This is a genomic window from Xanthomonas sp. SI (assembly GCF_014236855.1).
In the GTDB taxonomy this organism is placed as follows: Bacteria; Pseudomonadota; Gammaproteobacteria; order Xanthomonadales; family Xanthomonadaceae; genus Xanthomonas_A.
The window spans coordinates 4778710-4796261 of record NZ_CP051261.1 but is presented as its reverse complement, the minus strand read 5'-3'; the positions used below and the strand labels follow the sequence as shown (position 1 = coordinate 4796261).

Here is a 17552-nt window from a genome sequence, read left to right as displayed (position 1 = left end):
GCGCTCATGCGCGCGCGCCGATGGCCGGCTGGGTGGCGTCCAGCCAGTCGGCCAGGCCGGTGAGAGTGTCGAAGTGCAGGTCCGGCGGCGTGGGCGGATGCCAGGCCTGCGCGTCGCGGTTGATCCAGCAACCGCGCAGCCCGGCCTGCATCGCGCCGACCACGTCCATCTCGATGTGATCGCCGACGTGCAGTACCTCCGCACAAGGCACCCCCAGGCGCGCGCAGGCGGCGTGGAAGATGCTCGGGTCCGGCTTGGCCGCGCCGTGTTCGCGCGCGCTGAGCTGGAACGCGAAATGCGAGGCCAGGCCGATCGTGGCCAGGTCTGCATTGCCGTTGCTCAGCGCCACCACCGGCACCCGCGCGGCGATCCGCTGCAGCGCGGCGATGCTGTCCGGATAGCACTCCACCTGGTTGCGCGCGGCATAGAACACCGCGAACGCTGGCTCCACCAGCGCCTCGTCGGCGCCGCTGTCGCGCAGCGCGCGGCGCAGGGTCAGCCGCCGCATCTCGCTCAGGTCGTGGACCAGGTGCGGATGCGCGGCGAACACCTCATCGCGCAGCTGGCGCATTGCCGCGATCGGGAACCGCTCGGCGGTGCGCGGACTGTGCTGCAGCAGCCAGTCGTGCAGCACCTGCTCGATGCGCGCGCCGATCGGCGCGAACGGCCACAGCGTGTCGTCCAGGTCCAGCGTGATCGCGCGAACGGGGAAGGAAGGCAAGGAAGTCACTCGCAACATTTTACGCGAACCCGCCGCAGCGACCGTCGCCCCAGGTAGACACGCGTGCCGCCAGCGCCGCGCCGACCGCTTTTCCGAGCCCCAAGTCCCGAGTCCCCAGTCCCGCCACTCATTCCAGCAACCTGGCCCAGCGCTGCATGCCTTCCACCCGCGCCAGCACCATCTTGATGCACACCAGCAGCGGCACCGCCAGCAGCAGCCCGATCATGCCCCACAGCCAGCCGAACAGCATCAGCGCCAGGATCAGCATCAGCGGCGAGATCGCCATGCGCCGGCCGAGCACGATCGGCGTCACCACCTGGCCTTCGAGCATGTGCAGCGCCAGGTACAGGATCGCCGGCAACGCCGCGCTCAGCGGATCGCGGAACTCCACGAAGCCCATCAGCAGCATCAGGATCGCGCCGATCAGCGGGCCCACGTACGGGGCGAAGTTCAGCAGCGCCACCACCGTGCCCCACAACAGCGCTTCCTGCAGCGGAATCTTCAGCAGCACCAGGATGCCGGCGAAGATCAGCCCGACCAGGGTGTTGATGACGCTGATGGTGAGCACATAGCGCGACACCTCGCGCTCGATCGAACGCAGGATGTCGGTGGTGAATTTCTGCTGCTGGCGGTTCGGCAGCAGCGCGATCGCATGCCGCTGCAGGTTTTCGCCGAACACCATGAAGAAGAACGTCAGCAACACCACCGCCAGCGCCGAGGCGGCCAGCCGCGGGGTGCGCACCAGCGCCTTGTACGGGTCGTCCAGCTGGGTGCGGATCACCTGCACGCGGCGGCCGTTGTCGCCGCCGGCGGCGCGCGCGAAATTCTCCGCCGCCTGGTTGGCCTGCTGCATCGGCTTGGTCAGGTCGCGCACCTGGGTGGCGATGTGGCGCATCTGCCCGGGCGCCTGTTGCACCCACTCGGCGGCCGGCCCGGCCAACTGCATGGTCAGCGCCGCGGCCACCGCCATGCCCGACAGCAGCACCAGCAGCGCGCCGAGGAAGCGCGGCACGTACAGCCGCCGCAGCCCACGCAGGATCGGATTGCCGACCAGGGCGAAGAACGCGGCCAGCAGCACCGGCAGGATCACCTCCTGCGCCGCCCACAGGGTGTAGCCCACCGCCAGCGTCGCCAGCACCACCAACGACATCGGCCCGCGCGGACGCGGTGCGGGCGCTGGCGGCAGAGCGTCCTCGGGGGGCGGTGCCACGTCGCCGGCGTCGGCCACGGATTCGGAGAGAGTGCTCATCGGACCTGCGCTGCGTACGGTGGCCCCGGCACGCGTCCTGCGGACACGCGCCGTTCGGCGCAAAAAGGGGAAGCGGAGTGTAGGCCGATCCTGGCCTGCGCGGTATGAAGGCGGCGTGGCGACCGCAGCGGGTCGCTACGCCGCGCTCAGCGTTCGGAAACGTCGGTGGCCGCTTCGGCCGCGCGCGGCGGTGCCTGCGGCGCTGCGGCGAACGGCGCCTCGACCGGCGCGGTGGCCACGGCGGGCGCAACCGGCGGCCGCGGCACGCCTGCAGCCGCGGGCGTCTCGACCGCCTCGGCCGCATCCTGCGCGGTGTCCGCCGCGCGTTCGGCCTGGTCGGACGCTTCCTTGACCTTGGTCGCCGTCAGCAGGCTGGAGACCGCGCTAAGCATCTGCAGCCAACGCGCGCCGCCGAGCTTGCCGATCGCCGCCGCCGGCTCGGCGCGTCCGGCCAGAAAACCGGCGCCCAATCCCACCGCGACGATGCGCAGCGGCGTCCAGCCTTCGCGCCAGACCCGCTGCAGGGTGGTCCACTGCGTCTGCATCTGCTGCTGGCGGCCTTCCAGCACCGTTTCGGCGCGGGCAATGCGGTGCTGCAGTTGCTCGAATTTCATCGGCGCGTCTCGCTGGCCGCGGCTGCGTTGCCGCCGGCATGATCCTCGTCGTCGTCGCCACCGATCCCCAGCTTCGCCAGCTGGCGGCGGGTGGCGTCGAGCTTGCTCATCTCGAAATAGCGCAGCGCTTGCCAGGCGCCCAGGGCGGTGACCACCAGACTGAACGCAGCCGTCGCCGAGATCGACGCCAGCCACGACCAGCCCAGCCGCTGCAGCACCGCGATCAGCGCGCCCATCAGCAGCATCCACGCCGACGCGCCGAACGACACCGCGATGGTCAGCCACACCAACGCCCGTGCCAGTGCGGCACGCGCCAGGGCCAGGTCCGCCACCACCAGCTTGCGCAGCGCGCGGCTGGCTTCCAGCGTGGCGTTCAGGCCCTCGCGGCCTGCCTGGCCGAACTCGCGGAACGATTGCTCCAGCGAGGGCCGTTCGGCCTCCGCTGGATCGGGCGCGGCGGTGCCGTCGCGGGCCTGCTCGTCGCTCACGAGGCTTACTTGTCGCTGCTGCGGGCCAGCTTGGCGATGATCCAGCCGGTGGCGAAGGCCACGCCGAACGAGGCCAGCGGACGCTCGCGGATCAGCTCGGCGGCGCTGTCGATCAGGTCGCGGCCCTTGTCCATCAGCACATCGACCTGCTCCTTCGCCGCGGCACCGCCGAACTCGGCAGCGGCCAGCCCGGACAGCGCGCTGTCGGACAGCTCGGCCTTGACGTTGGCCTTGCCCAGCTTCAGCTCGTCGCCCGCGGCACCGGCGGCGCCCTTGATCGCGTCGCCGGCGTAGCTGGCGGCCGACTTCAGGTGCGAACCGGCTTCGCTGAGGTTGTCCTTGAGGTTTTCGGTATTGGTGGGGTTGGCATTCATCGCGTGTCTCCTGAGGGTTTGGGGGCTATACCGCCCGCTATGCGCGGACGCTTCGCGGATCGCGGGCGACAGCAATACCATCGGCACGGTGTACGGCTTGTTAGGCCCTGGCGATCCACAGTGTCGCCGCTTGCGGTGCCCGCGACCAGGGCCGGGAGAAACGGATGCGCGCTTATGGGAACAAACTCGGCGGCACGGGCGTGGTCGCCTACGACATGGGACCGGACTGGATCGTGCTGCGCTTCGTCGACGGCAGCACCTACCGCTACGACCGCCACCATCCCGGGCCCTACCACGTGGCGGAAATGCAGCGCCTGGCCTAGGCCGGCAGCGGCCTCAGCACCTATCTCAACCGCTATGTGCGCGACGACTACGCCGCGCGCCTGGAATGAGCGCGCCACCGCCGCCCACCTCACTGCATCAACAAATCCGCCTGTGCCCCGCCACGCACCACGCGCAGCACCAGCTGCGCCGGCTTGCGCGCGAAGTTGGCGCGGAAGCTGGCCAGGTCGGCGAACTCGCCGGTGGAGGCGGCCATCACGATGTCGCCGCTGGCCAGGCCGTTGCGCGCCGCGCGGCTGCCGCGCGCCACGGTGCCGACCAGCACCCCGTTGATGCCGGACTGGCGCAGCGACTCGGGCAGGTCGGTGAAGCTGGCGCCGCCCAGCCGCGGGTCCAGCGATTCGCCGCTCACCGCGCGCGGCTGCTCCTTCAGCGTGGCCTTGATCTGCAGCGGCTTGCCGTCGCGGCGCACGTCCAGCGTCACCGTGCTGCCCACCGGCTGCAGGCCTTCGTAGTTGTGCAGCGCCTCGGCGCTGTCCAGCCGCTCGCCGTTGGCGCCCACCACCACGTCGCCGGGCTGCAGCCCCGCGCCGGCCGCGGCCGAACCGCTCAGCACCCGCGTCACCAGCGCGCCGCGCGGCGCGTCCAGGCCCAGGCCCTGCGCCATCTGCGCGGTCAGGTTCTGGGTCTCGATGCCGAAGGTGCCGCGGATCATCACCCCGTTGTTCTTCAGCAACTGCTCGACCACCGCCCGCGCCAGGTTCGACGGGATCGCCAGGCCCAGGCCGATGTTGCCGGCCATGCTGCCCTGCGGGTTGAAGCTGGCGGTGTTGATGCCGACCAGCTCGCCGTGCAGGTCCACCAGCGCGCCGCCGGAGTTGCCCGGGTTGATCGAGGCGTCGGTCTGGATGAAGTTCTGGTAGCCCAGGCCGCGGATGCCGTTGCGGCCCATCGCCGAGACGATGCCCGAGGTCACCGTCTGGGTGAAGCCGAACGGGTTGCCGATCGCCACTACAAAATCGCCCACGCGCAGCTTGCTGCTGTCGCCCAGGCGGATCTCGGTGAGCTTGTCGGCCTTGATCCGGATCAGCGCCACGTCGGTGTCCGCGTCCGAGCCCATGAACTCGGCCTTGAAGCTGCGCCCGTCGGCCAGGGTCACCTGCACGTCGTCGGCGTTCTCCACCACGTGGTGGTTGGTCAGCACGTAGCCGTTCTTGGCGTCGATGATCACGCCCGAACCCAGCGACTCGTTGATCCGCTCCTGCGGGATGTCCGGGAACAGGCGGCGGAAGAACGGATCGTTGAAGTACGGATTGCGCACCCGCACCACCTGCTTGGTGTTGATGCTGACCACCGCCGGCATGGTCTGCTGCAGCATCGGCGCCAGCGACGGCAGCGGCTGGCCGGCCACCGAGGCCGGCAAGGCGGCGCTGCCGGCCAGCGTCTGCGCCACCGGCGCGGCGGGGGCGGGCGCGGCCTCGGCGCGGTTGTCCAGGTGCGCGTTGATCGCGGTGGCGGCGAAACCGCCGAAGGCAGCGGCGGCGGTCAGGGTCAGCAGCGTGGGCAGCGGTCGCATGGGTCGGGTTCCGGATGACGCGGCGGGAGACGCAAGGCAGATGGGCGCCGGGGCGCATAAATCAAGATGAACGCGCGGCGTTTAACCGCCAGTGAAAGCCCGGCGCCGGGCACACCCACGGCGGCGTACGGAGGCGCCGAACCGGCCGGTTTCGGCGTTGACAGCGGGCCCGCCCAGGGTTAGCGTGGGCACTTCGTTTTGCCACTACATGTAGCGGTAAGACGTCAAAGCAACCCAACTACTGGGGTTTTCGCTGGGGTCCAGACCCCAGGGGGCGCACGCAGTGACGCATGGCGTGAACGTGAGACGGGCGGTCGAACGCCCTACGCATTCCCATTCGGCCGAAGGGCGGCGCCGCGCGCGCTGCCGCGGCTGTCGTCGTCGCGCAGCGCAAACCGCATACAAATAAGAGACACGGCGGACGGTCCACCCCCATCCGCCCCATCGGGACAGGTTCGAGGAGAACAGAAAAGAATGAGCACGGTGCGCCTGGAAGTCGTCCAGACCGAGTCCAAGCAGAACCCCATCCCGATGCAGCCTGCGTCGCAGGATATCTGGGACAAGAAGTACCGCCTGAAGACCAAGCAGGGCGAACCGCTGGATGCCGACATCGACGGCACCTACCAGCGCGTGGCGCGCGCGCTGGCCGATGCCGAGGCCACCGAGGAAAAGCGCGCCCACTGGTTCGAGCGCTTCGCCTGGGCGCTGCGCCGCGGCGCGATCCCGGCCGGGCGCATCACCTCCAACGCCGGCGCGCTGGAACACAAGCCGGCCACCAGCACCATCAACTGCACCGTGTCGGGCATCGTCACCGACTCGATGGACGGCATCCTGGAGAAGGTCCACGAAGCCGGCCTGACCCTCAAGGCCGGCTGCGGCATCGGCTACGAGTTCAGCACGCTGCGCCCGCGCGGCGCGTTCGTGGCCGGCGCCGGCGCCTACACCTCCGGGCCGATGTCGTTCATGGATATCTTCGACAAGATGTGCTTCACCGTGTCCTCGGCCGGCGGCCGCCGCGGCGCGCAGATGGGCACCTTCGACGTGTCGCACCCGGACGTGAAGGACTTCATCCGCGCCAAGCGCGAGGACGGGCGCCTGCGCCAGTTCAACCTGTCGCTGCTGATCACCGACGGCTTCATGCAGGCGGTGGAAACCGACGCCGACTGGCCGCTGGTGTTCCCGGTGAACCGCAAGGAAGAGGCCGACATCGACCTGACCAGCGCCACCGACGTGGTCTGGCGCGACTGGCCCACCCACAGCAACTACATCGTGCGCGACGACGGCCTGGTCGCGTGCAAGGTGTACGGGCAGATCCGTGCCCGCCACCTGTGGGACATGATCATGGTCTCCACCTACGACTACGCCGAGCCGGGCTTCATCCTGATCGACCGCGTCAACGAGATGAACAACAACTGGTGGTGCGAGAACATCCGCGCCACCAACCCCTGCGGCGAGCAGCCGCTGCCGCCGTACGGCGCCTGCCTGCTCGGCTCGATCAACCTCACCAACTTCGTGCGCGACCCGTTCACCGCCCAGGCGCGCTTCGACTGGGAGGAATACAAGGAAGTGGTGCGCGTGTTCACCCGCATGCTCGACAACGTGGTCGAGGTCAACGGCCTGCCGCTGCAGCAGCAGCGCGACGAGATCCTGCGCAAGCGCCGCCACGGCATGGGCTTCCTCGGCCTGGGCTCGACCATGACCATGCTGCAGATGAAGTACGGCAGCGCCGCCTCCTGCGAATTCACCGAAGCCATCGCCCGCGAAATGGCCGTGGCCGGCTGGGAAACCGCGCTGACCCTGGCCAAGGAAAAGGGCCCGGCGCCGATCATGCAGGAGACCTTCGAGGTCACCGCCGCGATGCTGCGCCAGCGCCCGGAAATGGCCAAGGACGGCTGGCGCGTGGGCCAGCAGATCGAAGGCAAGCTGCTGCACGCCAAGTACAGCCGCTACATGCAGCGCATCGCCGAAGTGGCGCCGGAACTGGTGGACGAACTGGCCGAAGTGGGCGCGCGCTTCACCCACCACAGCTCCATCGCCCCCACCGGCACCATCTCGCTGAGCCTGGCCAACAACGCCTCCAACGGCATCGAGCCCAGCTTCGCCCACCACTACAGCCGCAACGTGATCCGCGAAGGCAAGAAGTCCAAGGAGAAGGTGGACGTGTTCTCCTTCGAGCTGCTGGCTTACCGCCACCTGGTCAACGCCAAGGCGATGCCGTACGCCGAGGCCGCCGACGCGCAGTTGCCGGACTACTTCATCTCCGCCGACGACATCCACCCCAAGGAACACGTGGACGTGCAGGCCGCGGCGCAGAAGTGGGTGGACAGCTCCATCTCCAAGACCGCCAACGTCCCCACCGACTACCCCTACGAGCAGTTCAAGGACATCTACCGCTACGCGCACCAGCAGGGGTTGAAGGGCTGCACCACGTTCCGCTTCAACCCGGCCGCCTTCCAGGGCGTGCTGGTCAAGGAAGCGGACCTGGAGAACACCACCTACCGCTTCGAACTGGAAGACGGCAGCGTGGTGGAAGTGAAGGGCAACGAGCAGATCGAATACGACGGCGAAATGCACAGCGCCGCCAACCTGTTCGACGCCCTGAAAGAAGGGTATTACGGCAAGTTCTGAACGCCGCGTTTTTTGCGTCCCCCGCAGCGGCGGGGGACAGGCGGCGGCGGGGAAACGGGGAAAGCGGCAGGCCGGCTTTCCCCAATGCTTCCCTACCGCGCGCCGGCTGCCGTCGCATCCGGTTCCACGCTTCACGCCAATCGGTATAGCATCGCCCGCGTTACATAAACACTGACACCCTGAGGAGGGTTTTTTATGAGCAACGGTAATGGTGTGACGGCGACGCTGACGCAAGTCGCCGAAAACGTAAAAGAGACCGCCAGCAACATGGGCGATGCGATCGCCGCCACCGCCAGCGACGCCGTCGCCAGCGTCAAGCAGACCGCCGGCAACGTGCAGAAGCGCGTGCAGGACCAGGTCGCCAAGACCCGCAAGGCGGTCAAGAAGGCCGAGAAGGCCGTGGCCAAGCGCGCGGAGAAGGCCAGCAAGTCGGTGAAGAAGACCGTCGCCAACGCGCGCAAGAAGCTGGAAACGGCCAAGGCCAACGCCCAGTCCGAAGCCGCCGCGCTGAAGAAGGCCGGCAAGAAGACCGCCAAGAAGGCGGCGGCGAAGAAGGCCCCGGCCAAGAAAGCCGCCGCCAAGAAGACCGCGACCAAGAAGGCCGCAGTGAAGAAGGCGCCGGCCAAGAAGGCGGTAGCGAAGAAGGCGGTAGCGAAGAAGGCCGCGCCGAAGAAGGCGGTCAAGAAGGTCGCCGCCAAGAAGGCCGTGGCCAAGAAGTCGGTGGCCGCCAAGAAGACCGCGGTCAAGAAGAGCGTCGGCGCGCGCAAGGCCGTCGCCAAGAAGGCAGTGAAGAAGGTCGCCAAGGCCGCCAAGAAGAGCACCGCCAAGGTCGCCAAGAAGACCGCCGCAACGAAGAAGACCGCCGTGCGCAAGAGCGCCGGCAAGAAGGCCGCGGCCACCCGCGCCCGGAAGTAAGCCGTCCCACGCTGCATCCTCTCTCCCGTTCGCGGGAGAGGGGCAGGGCGAGGGACGCGCGCCCCAACACGACACGCACATCAGGAACGCATCATGGCCGTCAAGATCGACAAGAAAATCAAGGGCTACGCCGTCGTCACCGCCGAAGACAAGGCGCGCGAAGCGGCGCCACCGGTGCCCGCCGCGTCGATCGACCGCGCCACCGCCGAGGCCGAAGTGCCGGTGGACAACATCATCCACATGCACGAGCGCATCGAGCGCCCGGACGTGCTGATCGGCAGCACCTACAAGATCAAATCGCCGTTGGTGGAACACGCCATGTACGTGACCCTCAACGACATCGTGCTCAACGCCGGCACCGAGCACGAACTGCGCCGCCCGTTCGAGATCTTCGTCAACTCCAAGTCCATGGAACACTTCCAGTGGATCGTGGCGCTGACCCGCATCATGTCCGCCGTGTTCCGCAAGGGCGGCGACGTCACCTTCCTGGTCGACGAGATGAAGGCCGTGTTCGACCCCAAGGGCGGTTACTTCAAGGCCGGCGGCGTGTACATGCCCTCGCTGGTCGCCGAACTGGGCAGCATCGTCGAAGAGCACATGAAGTCCATCGGCCTGCTGCACGACCCGGAGATGAGCGACCACCAGCGCGCGCTGATCAACGAAAAACGCAAGCAGTACGAAGACCGCTCAAAAAAAAACAATGAAATGAAGCCGGCTGTTCCTTCTCCTGCGGGAGAAGGTGCCCGAAGGGCGGATGAGGGTACGGTTTCGACCGACTCAACCGCCGACCACGAAGAAGACATCGCCGTCACCGGCGACGGCGCGAGTTTCCCGCCGTCGGCCACGATGTGCCACAAGTGCAACACCAAGGCCTTGGTCATCATGGACGGGTGTGCTACTTGTTTGAATTGTGGTTATTCGAAGTGTGGGTGAGCTATGAATATAAAGGCGCTTACTTTTTCTGAGCTTGAGATTCAGCGAATTTTTGGTCACGAAGCCGCAGAGAGCGAAGATATTGAACGGCTTCGCGAATACTATTTTAAAAACGATACCTATGAGCAAGTAACGTCCGAACTTCCATTTCGAATTCTTGTCGGGCATAAGGGTGTCGGTAAGTCGGCCTTATTCAAGGTCGCGATGGCGGAAGCAGAGGAGCAGGGAAGGCTCACAGTTCTCATCAGGCCTGACGACATAGTCGGAATTGGCTCCGATACGGGGGACTTCATTCGGGCTATTCGAGATTGGAAAGAGGGGCTAGTCTCCATAATCGGAGAGAAGATCGTTACTGGCTTTGGGTTTGAGAACACTGCTCTTAATAAGGCTGCTCTGGTTGGTGGTCAATTGCTAAATGCGGTTGCAGCATTCTTTGAAGAAAAGAAGCCTCTTGTTGGAGGGGTGAAGAAAAATGTACTTCAACACTTTTTGAAGTATAAGTGTGTAAGCATCTACATAGATGACTTGGATCGTGGCTGGCAGGGGCGTCCGCACGATATACATCGAATATCGGCTCTCCTTAATGCAGTTAGGGATTTGGCGGCTGACAATAGAGGGCTGAGCTTTAAAATTTCTCTTCGGTCGGATGTTTACTACTTAGTTCGGACGTCAGATGAATCTACAGATAAGATTGAAGGGTCTGTTATTTGGCATGCTTGGAATAATCACGAAATATTTGCGTTGTTAGTTAAGCGTATACGTACCTTCTTTGGGGAGGTTGGTGATGAAAAGGTTTTGGTTACGCTAAAGCAAACTCAGCTGGCTGAGACGTTAACTAAGGTGATGGAGGGTCGCTTTAGTGGTGAAGGTAAGTGGCGTAACGCACCAATTTATCGCGTGCTGATGTCCCTAATAAGGAAACGTCCGAGGGACCTTGTTAAGCTACTAACGCTTGCTGCACGAGAGACTCGCAATCGAGGGGGTGATAAGATTTCGACATCTGATTTTAAGGCAATCTTTGACGAATATTCACAGGGGCGAATTCAAGATACCGTGAATGAATTCCGATTTGAGCTCCCTGAGATAGAGCGACTCCTAGTCAACATGAAGCCTAATAAAAGGGAGAGGCAAGCGCGGTCGGGTTACGTATATCAGACTGACAAGCTTCTTGAGAAGATTAGAGGCATTTCCCAAATGGGAAAGTTTCAGTTCTCGAATGGGAAGGTTGCGGATGAAAAGGCCTTGGCTGCCTTCATGTACAAAATTAATTTTCTTGTGGCGAGAAAGGACATGCCTGATGAATCGGTTGTAAGGCGATACTTCGAAGAAAATAGGTATTTATCTTCAAATTTTGCTGATTTTGGTTTCGCCTGGGAGATTCATCCTGCTTATAGATGGGCGCTTCAGCCCGATTCTTTGGCTGATATATTCCAGCAGTTAGCATTGACTGACTAGAGAATTTAACTCTGAATAACCTTGCCGGGCTTCACCTTCGAAGCATTTGAAGCCACGGCAGGTGTGCCAGTTTTGCTAGGTTAACTGCGGTTTTCTTGCATTGTCTAGCATGCGCAACCGTCTTTGCGCCGCCGAAAGCGGTCCAGTCAAGTACTTGTTCTGTTCCCTTCTAGAGAACCGAATGCCGTGGTCCGAATACCGGGCTCAGAGTAGATTTTCTATTTATGTATAGCCTGAATTTCTGTCTACAAAAGTCGTTGACGCAGGGTTTGGCAAAGAACAAAATTGAATCGCTGCGTTAAATCACGCAGCCGGGCTTGGCAGCCCGACCACTCAGGCGCACCAGCGCCCATCTTCGATGCCCGGCGCTTTTTTGTTGCCCGGGCGTTATCGTGGGCGATTAGCTCGCATGCTTCATGGCGGGCGGTACGTGGAGGCCGCAAGGCCTGCCGGTCCCTGAGTCCGGTCTGCCAACCCGTACCGTCCGCCACCCTGCTTGGCAGCAGTGGGCGGACTTCTTTCAACTCAGGAGAAGTCGTCTATGTCCCGCAAAGCAACCGCACCCACGAGTAACCCGTCCTCCCGTCGCCGTACCCGCGATGCCACGCCGTCGCCCGCCACGCCTTTCGTCCCCGGCCCGATGCCGCGCGTCCCGCTCGGCGACCTGACGTACACCACGCTGTTCAATCCGGTCCTGACGGAAGACGAACTGCCGCGCAAGCGCGCGCCGCGTCCGCATCAACCCACGCAGTGCACCATTGGCTACACCTGCCACGACGTGATGGTGGACGGCCACCGGCAGAGCCAGCGCATTCCCACCCTGCGCTTGAGCGGCCAGTGGCTGGAAGCCTTGGGATTCGCGCCGGGTAGCAAGCCGCAGATCGCCATCGTCGATGGCGCGTTGGTGATCACGCCCGTGCCGAACGCCAAGCGGTGCTGAGCCATCGCGCCGACTGATCGAGTGCGTGTCGGTGCTGGTCGGGCGCGAGTCGGATTGCCAGTCAGCATTGGGAGTTGCCGCGTGGTTTTGGTTTTATAGCCACGCGCCCATCGTTCGTGCGCGCGACACGAACAATGGGCACAAGCATTGGTCCAGACGATGGACAAGTTTTGATTTGGCAGGGAGCACCCGGCGCTCGACCTTTGAGTTTCCAGTCTCCAGTTGGCTGCCTGCGGCTCGACTCCAGCGATGGGCTAGGCAGGGCGGTGGACCTTGCTGGAGTGGCCGGTGGCTGAGGCGTGGCTCCCACCGCTTGTTGGCCGGTAGCGGGGCGGCCGGCCAGCAAAAAAGTTTTGGCCGTCTCAGAATTTGCAACAAAGGAGCGATACGATTGTTAGCGCTGGGCAATGCCTGCGCACTGCGGTTGCCCGCCTACAACTCTATCAAGCTCAAGGATGACGCAATGTCGAACCCCCACGTTCGCCTTTCCCGCCGTATCGGTGTGGCCTGCCTGTGGCTGCTTGCCGGGATGCTGGCTTCGCCGCTGAGCCAAGCGGCGCCGCAGCCGCAATACGGACCACCCTATTCGGCCAACTCCCCGAGCGGTTCAGCCGCCTTTCCAACGGTCGGCCAAGCGGTGCAGTTCATCCATGATGGGATCATGCGGCTGTGTGAAAGCGGTACGGGAGGTTGCGTCAACCCGCCTGTCATTACCGATTCTTACAGCGACGGTTATACGGTTGCCTACGTTTATTCCAACGGGCGTGAGTGGGGGAGGGTGTTCGCGAACGACAACATCCCCGGCCAAGGCTCGCCAGCTAAGAATGCGGGCAGCTGCAACACCATGTGCACCGGCGGCCTGGGCCAGCAGGGCGACAACACAGGCCCGCATGGCAGCAGCGGCGACGCGGCGCTGAAACAGGGTGGCGTGCATCGGGGCAGTTCCTTCGAAGGCGACCCGATCAATACCGCCACCGGCAACATGTTCCGCCAGGACACCGACTACGATTCGCCGACCTGGCTGACGCTGCGCCGCTTCTACAACAGCAAGACCTTCGTCACCCCGGTCGCGCTGGGCAAGCAGTGGCGCCATTCGTTCGAACGCACCCTGGACGTCATGCTGTCCAGCGTCGCCAATGGCGGCAGCCGGGTCGAGGCCCGGCGTCCGGATGGTGGCGTGGAACGGTTCCGCCTGAGCAACGGAGTGTGGACGACGGATCCGGACATGCCCGACATCCTGACCGAGCGCCGCGACAGCGCAGGCCTGTTGCTGGGCTTTGCGTTGGAGGTCAGGGCCACGCAGCAGACGGAGATCTACGACACTGCTGGCCTGCTGCGCTCGGTCTTCGACCGCATGGGCCAGACGGTGCTGACCCTGTCCTACAGCGATCCGCCGACGGTGCCCGGCACCAAGACCCCACCCAACCTGCTGCAGCGGGTGACCGACGCGGGTGGCCGCGCGCTGAGCTTCGCTTATGACAGCAATAGCCGCCTGAGCACGGTCACTTTGCCGGATGGCGGCACGCTGACCTACGGCTACGACACCACCGGCAACCTGACCTCTGTGCAATACCCGGATGGCAAGACGCGCCAATACGTCTACAACGAGCAAACGCTCACCTCCAAGGCAAACCTGCCCACGGCCCTGACCGGCGTCATCGACGAGAAGGGCATCCGCTTCGAGAGCACCGGCTACGCCAGCAACGGCAAGGCGATCTCCTCAAGCTTCGCCGGCAACGTCGACGCCATGACGGTCGAATACGCCGCATCGACCTACAACTGGGGCATTCCAGCGACCATCACCTCGCCACTGGGGACGCGGGTCACCCTGGGCTACACCGACAGTGGCTATGGATCGCTGAAGCCGACCGGTGCCGGCGCGGCGTGCGGCGAACAATGCAACCAGCCGTGGAAGTCGCTGACCTACGATGCCAATGGTTACCCGGCCTCGACGACCGACTTCAAGGGCAACATCACCAAGACGACGTATGCGGCGGGCGGCCTGCTGACCCAGCAGATCGATGCATCCGGCACCGCGCAGCAACGCACGACCAACACCACCTGGAACACCAGCCTGCGCGTGCCGCTGACCCGCATTGTGCTCGATGCCGCAGGCGCCACGGCCGCCAAGACGGCATGGACCTACAACGCACGCGGCCAGCAAACGGCGCGTTGCGAGGTCGATCCAGCCGTGTCCGCTGCCATGAGCTACAGCTGCGGCAGCGCCGCCAATGCGCCGGCTGGTGTGCGCCAATGGCGGACGAGCTATTGCGATACCGTCGATGGCACGCAGTGCCCGCAAATCGGCCTGGTGCTGAGCCAGGACGGCCCGCGCACCGACGTCGCGGATACGACCACGTATCGCTACTACCTGACCGCCGACGAATCCGGGTGCGCCAATGTCGGCGGCGCCTGCCATCGCGCCGGGGATCTGTCTCAAGTGGTCGATGCGCTGGGTCGGGCGACGACCTATGTAGCCTACGATCGCAATGGCCGTCCGACGCGCACCCAGGACGCCAATGGCCTGATCCGCGACCTCACCTACACCCCGCGCGGTTGGGCGGCATCGAGCACGCTGCGCGCGAGCGCCGACGGCACGCCGTCGGACCAGGACCAGACCACGCTCGTCGCCTACGATGCCGTTGGCAACGTCAGCAAGGTCACCGATCCCGACGGGACGTTCGTCATCTATGGATACGACGCTGCGCACCGCCTGACCGACGTGACCGATGGTGCCGGCAACAGCATCCACTACACGCTGGACCCATCCGGCAACCGATTCAAGGAAGACACCAAGGACGCATCCGGCACGCTGAAGCACACGCTGTCGCGGATCTACAACAAGCTCGGCCAGCTGGCCACCCAGGCCACCGCCGAGGCCGATCCCACCGACTTCAGCTACGACCTCAACGGCAACGTGCAACTGGTCACCGACGCACTCAAGCGCAAGACGCAGACCGACTACGACCCGCTGAACCGGGTCAAGCAGATCCTGCAGGACGTCGGCGGCATCGCCGCGAAGACCCAGTTCGACTACGACGCGCTGGACCGCACCACTAAGGTCACCGATCCCAAGGGCCTGGCGACGAGTTACCAATACAACGGCCTGGGCGACCTGCTCAAGCTGACCAGCCCCGACACCGGCGCGACCAGCTACACCTATAACAGCGCCGGTAATCTGGCTACACAGACCGACGCGCGCGGCACCAAGACCAACTACATCTATGACGCGCTCGGCCGCCTGGCCAAGGCGACCTACGCCGACAAGGCGCTGATTGCGACCTATACCTACGACGCAAGCCAGACCGTTTGCGCCACCGGCGAGACCTTCGCGTTGGGTCGCCTGAGCAAGCTGCAGGACGGCAGCGGCCTGACCCAGTATTGCTACGACCGCTTCGGCCGCGTGGTGCGCAAGGTGCAGACCACCAACGGCAAGGCGTTCACCGTGCGCTACGCCTACACCAAGGGTGGCCGCCTGAGCCGGGTGACGTATCCGGACGGCGCGGTGGTGGACTACGTGCGCAATGCGCTTGGGCAGGCGACGGAAGTAGGTGTCACCGCAGCCGGTGGCACGCGACAGAAACTGCTCGGCGGCGCCACCTATTACCCGTTCGGCCCCAGCGCCGGCTGGTCCTACGGCAACGGCCGGCCACTGCAGCGCGTGCTCGACCAGGACTACCGCCCGCTGACGATCCAGGACAGCCGCAGCGACGGCCTCAACATCGGCTTCGGCTTCGACCCGGTCGGCAACCTCACTGCGCTGACTGCGCCGGGCAACACCGCTCCGGTCGTGAGCCTGGGCTACGACAACCTGGACCGGTTGACCGCGTTCAAGGACGGCCCGACCGGCGCCGTGATCGACGGCTACAGCTACGACGCCACCGGCAACCGGCTTAGCGCCCAGGTCAACGGCAGCAGCCAGACCTACAGCTACCCGACCGACAGCCACCACCTGGCGAGCGTGGCCGGCGCCGCGCGCAGCTACGACGCGGCGGGCAACACCACGGCCATCGACGGCACGGCCCGCGAGTTCGCCTACGACGCAACCGGGCGCATGAGCCAGGCAAAGCGCAGCGGCACGCTGGCGATGGAATATCGCTACAACGACCGCGGCGAGCAGGTGCGCCGCTTCCTGGGCACGACCAACACCTACACGGTCTACGACGAAGCCGGGCACTGGCTGGGCGACTACGACGATGCGGGTAAGTCGCTCCAGCAAGCGATCTGGCTCGACGACCTACCGGTGGGTGTGCTGGTCGGCACCGCCTTGAACTACGTGCAGCCGGATCACCTCGGCGCGCCACGGACAGTCATCGATCCAGTGCGCGACGTAGCGATCTGGAAGTGGGACATCAAGGGCGAGGCCTTCGGCAACACCCCGCCGGACCAGGATGCGGATCGCGATGGCACGGCATTCGTGTTCGGCATGCGCTTCCCAGGGCAGCGTTATGACAGTGCGACGGGGCTCAATCAGAACTACCATCGAGATTACGATGCCAGCGCTGGTCGGTATGGTCAGAGTGATCCATTAGGTCTGGATGGTGGCATTGATACGTATGCGTATGTTAATGGCAGTTCTCTGGGTTATATTGATCCTTTTGGTCTTGCTAGAACCTCGATTGATTCAGCAATCCAGCAGGCATTGATGCGCGGCGATGTAGGGGAATTGGAGACGATTCTTGAAGCCGCTGCCACCAATGAAGAGCGAGCTGCGGCAAGAGCAGCAATTGACCGTCTAAATAGCCGTGTTGGAGATATCGTTTCCAAAGAGTGTAGGGGGAGTATCAATCGCGAATTTCCTGGTCAGTATCGTGAAAAAACTCTTCAAGAGCTTCTGCGGGACAAAAACGCTGGGGATTCTGCGGCAAGAAAAGCCTGGAAGCTAATTAACGACAGTAGGTTTAAAAAATGAATTATTTTATTTTCCACATCTATATGGTTGGACTGTATTCACCATCTCGCGAAGATGCATGGGAGGAGAATTTGCGCATCTATCAAGAAGAGTCCGCCGAACTTGCCTATGCAAAAGCAAGTCGAGATGCACTTGCTGATCAGGTGGAATACAGGACTTTAGATGGGTACACAATTTCCTGGAAAGTTCACTCTACAAATCTTGTCAAGGAACTTGTTTCAATAGGTAGTGGTGAAGAGATCTTTAGTCGAACTTTGACGAATGGCGAGGCCCAAAGTCTTTTGAAGAAAATAGATTAGACGAATAATTTAGCTATCATCTTTTATCTGGATCGTCTTGTGGATGCTCAGCAGGTTGATCCAGAATCGTTGCTGGGTCGCTTCAACACCGCAGCTGCGGCCCGGAGGCTGTCATATCAGCATGCGTGTTCCCAATACACCTGTCACAACACCTCAAAAATTGCCT

General features: G+C 63.9%; 13 protein-coding genes and 1 pseudogene. 8 read left to right on the top strand and 6 right to left on the bottom strand.

Annotated features, from left to right (window positions below):
* Positions 1-4: 4 nt before the first annotated feature.
* The 5 genes from HEP75_RS20440 to HEP75_RS20420 form a co-directional block, all read right to left on the bottom strand.
* Positions 5-739, bottom strand: a complete 735-nt coding sequence (locus tag HEP75_RS20440) for an HAD-IA family hydrolase (RefSeq protein WP_185824738.1) — start codon at positions 737-739, stop codon at positions 5-7.
* A gap of 109 nt (positions 740-848) precedes the next feature.
* Entirely contained in the window at positions 849-1970 is a 1122-nt protein-coding gene (locus HEP75_RS20435) for an AI-2E family transporter (RefSeq protein ID WP_185824737.1), read from the bottom strand.
* A gap of 146 nt (positions 1971-2116) precedes the next feature.
* Positions 2117-2584, bottom strand: coding sequence for a hypothetical protein (locus HEP75_RS20430; protein ID WP_185824736.1), 468 nt, complete (start codon positions 2582-2584; stop codon positions 2117-2119).
* On the bottom strand, positions 2581-3072 hold the full coding sequence (locus HEP75_RS20425; protein ID WP_185824735.1) for a phage holin family protein: 492 nt from the start codon (positions 3070-3072) through the stop codon (positions 2581-2583). The genes HEP75_RS20430 and HEP75_RS20425 overlap by 4 nt, the downstream gene beginning before the upstream one ends.
* Before the next feature lie 5 nt (positions 3073-3077).
* A complete protein-coding gene (locus HEP75_RS20420) occupies positions 3078-3446 on the bottom strand; it encodes a hypothetical protein (protein ID WP_185821379.1) in 369 nt (122 codons plus the stop codon).
* 164 nt (positions 3447-3610) lie between these two features.
* On the opposite strand from HEP75_RS20420, the pseudogene HEP75_RS20415 reads away from it, so the two are divergent.
* Positions 3611-3838, top strand: a pseudogene (locus tag HEP75_RS20415) (hypothetical protein).
* 20 nt (positions 3839-3858) lie between these two features.
* On the opposite strand, the gene HEP75_RS20410 reads toward HEP75_RS20415, so the two are convergent.
* Complete coding sequence (locus HEP75_RS20410) at positions 3859-5304, bottom strand: Do family serine endopeptidase (RefSeq protein WP_185824734.1); 1446 nt, start codon at positions 5302-5304, stop codon at positions 3859-3861.
* 474 nt (positions 5305-5778) lie between these two features.
* Between HEP75_RS20410 and HEP75_RS20405 the strand changes: the two genes are divergently transcribed.
* The 7 genes from HEP75_RS20405 (at position 5779) to HEP75_RS20375 (ending at position 17386) form a co-directional block, all read left to right on the top strand.
* Positions 5779-7932 carry an adenosylcobalamin-dependent ribonucleoside-diphosphate reductase gene (locus HEP75_RS20405; RefSeq protein ID WP_185824733.1) on the top strand — a complete coding sequence of 718 codons (2154 nt, stop codon included), beginning with the start codon at positions 5779-5781 and terminating at the stop codon, positions 7930-7932.
* 195 nt (positions 7933-8127) lie between these two features.
* A complete protein-coding gene (locus HEP75_RS20400; RefSeq protein ID WP_185824732.1) occupies positions 8128-8847 on the top strand; it encodes a hypothetical protein in 720 nt (239 codons plus the stop codon).
* Positions 8848-8940: 93 nt separating this feature from the next.
* On the top strand, positions 8941-9780 hold the full coding sequence (locus HEP75_RS20395; protein ID WP_185814344.1) for an NrdJb: 840 nt from the start codon (positions 8941-8943) through the stop codon (positions 9778-9780).
* Positions 9781-9783: 3 nt separating this feature from the next.
* A complete protein-coding gene (locus HEP75_RS20390; RefSeq protein WP_185814343.1) occupies positions 9784-11235 on the top strand; it encodes an ATP-binding protein in 1452 nt (483 codons plus the stop codon).
* Positions 11236-11776: 541 nt separating this feature from the next.
* Positions 11777-12175: a SymE family type I addiction module toxin gene (locus tag HEP75_RS20385; RefSeq protein WP_185814342.1), complete on the top strand. Its 399-nt coding sequence runs from the start codon at positions 11777-11779 to the stop codon at positions 12173-12175.
* 463 nt (positions 12176-12638) lie between these two features.
* Positions 12639-17087, top strand: a complete 4449-nt coding sequence (locus HEP75_RS20380) for an RHS repeat-associated core domain-containing protein (protein WP_255423924.1) — start codon at positions 12639-12641, stop codon at positions 17085-17087.
* Positions 17084-17386 (top strand): hypothetical protein, encoded by a 303-nt coding sequence (locus HEP75_RS20375; protein ID WP_185824731.1) that lies wholly within the window; start codon positions 17084-17086, stop codon positions 17384-17386. The genes HEP75_RS20380 and HEP75_RS20375 overlap by 4 nt, the downstream gene beginning before the upstream one ends.
* The last annotated feature ends 166 nt before the right edge of the window (positions 17387-17552 follow it).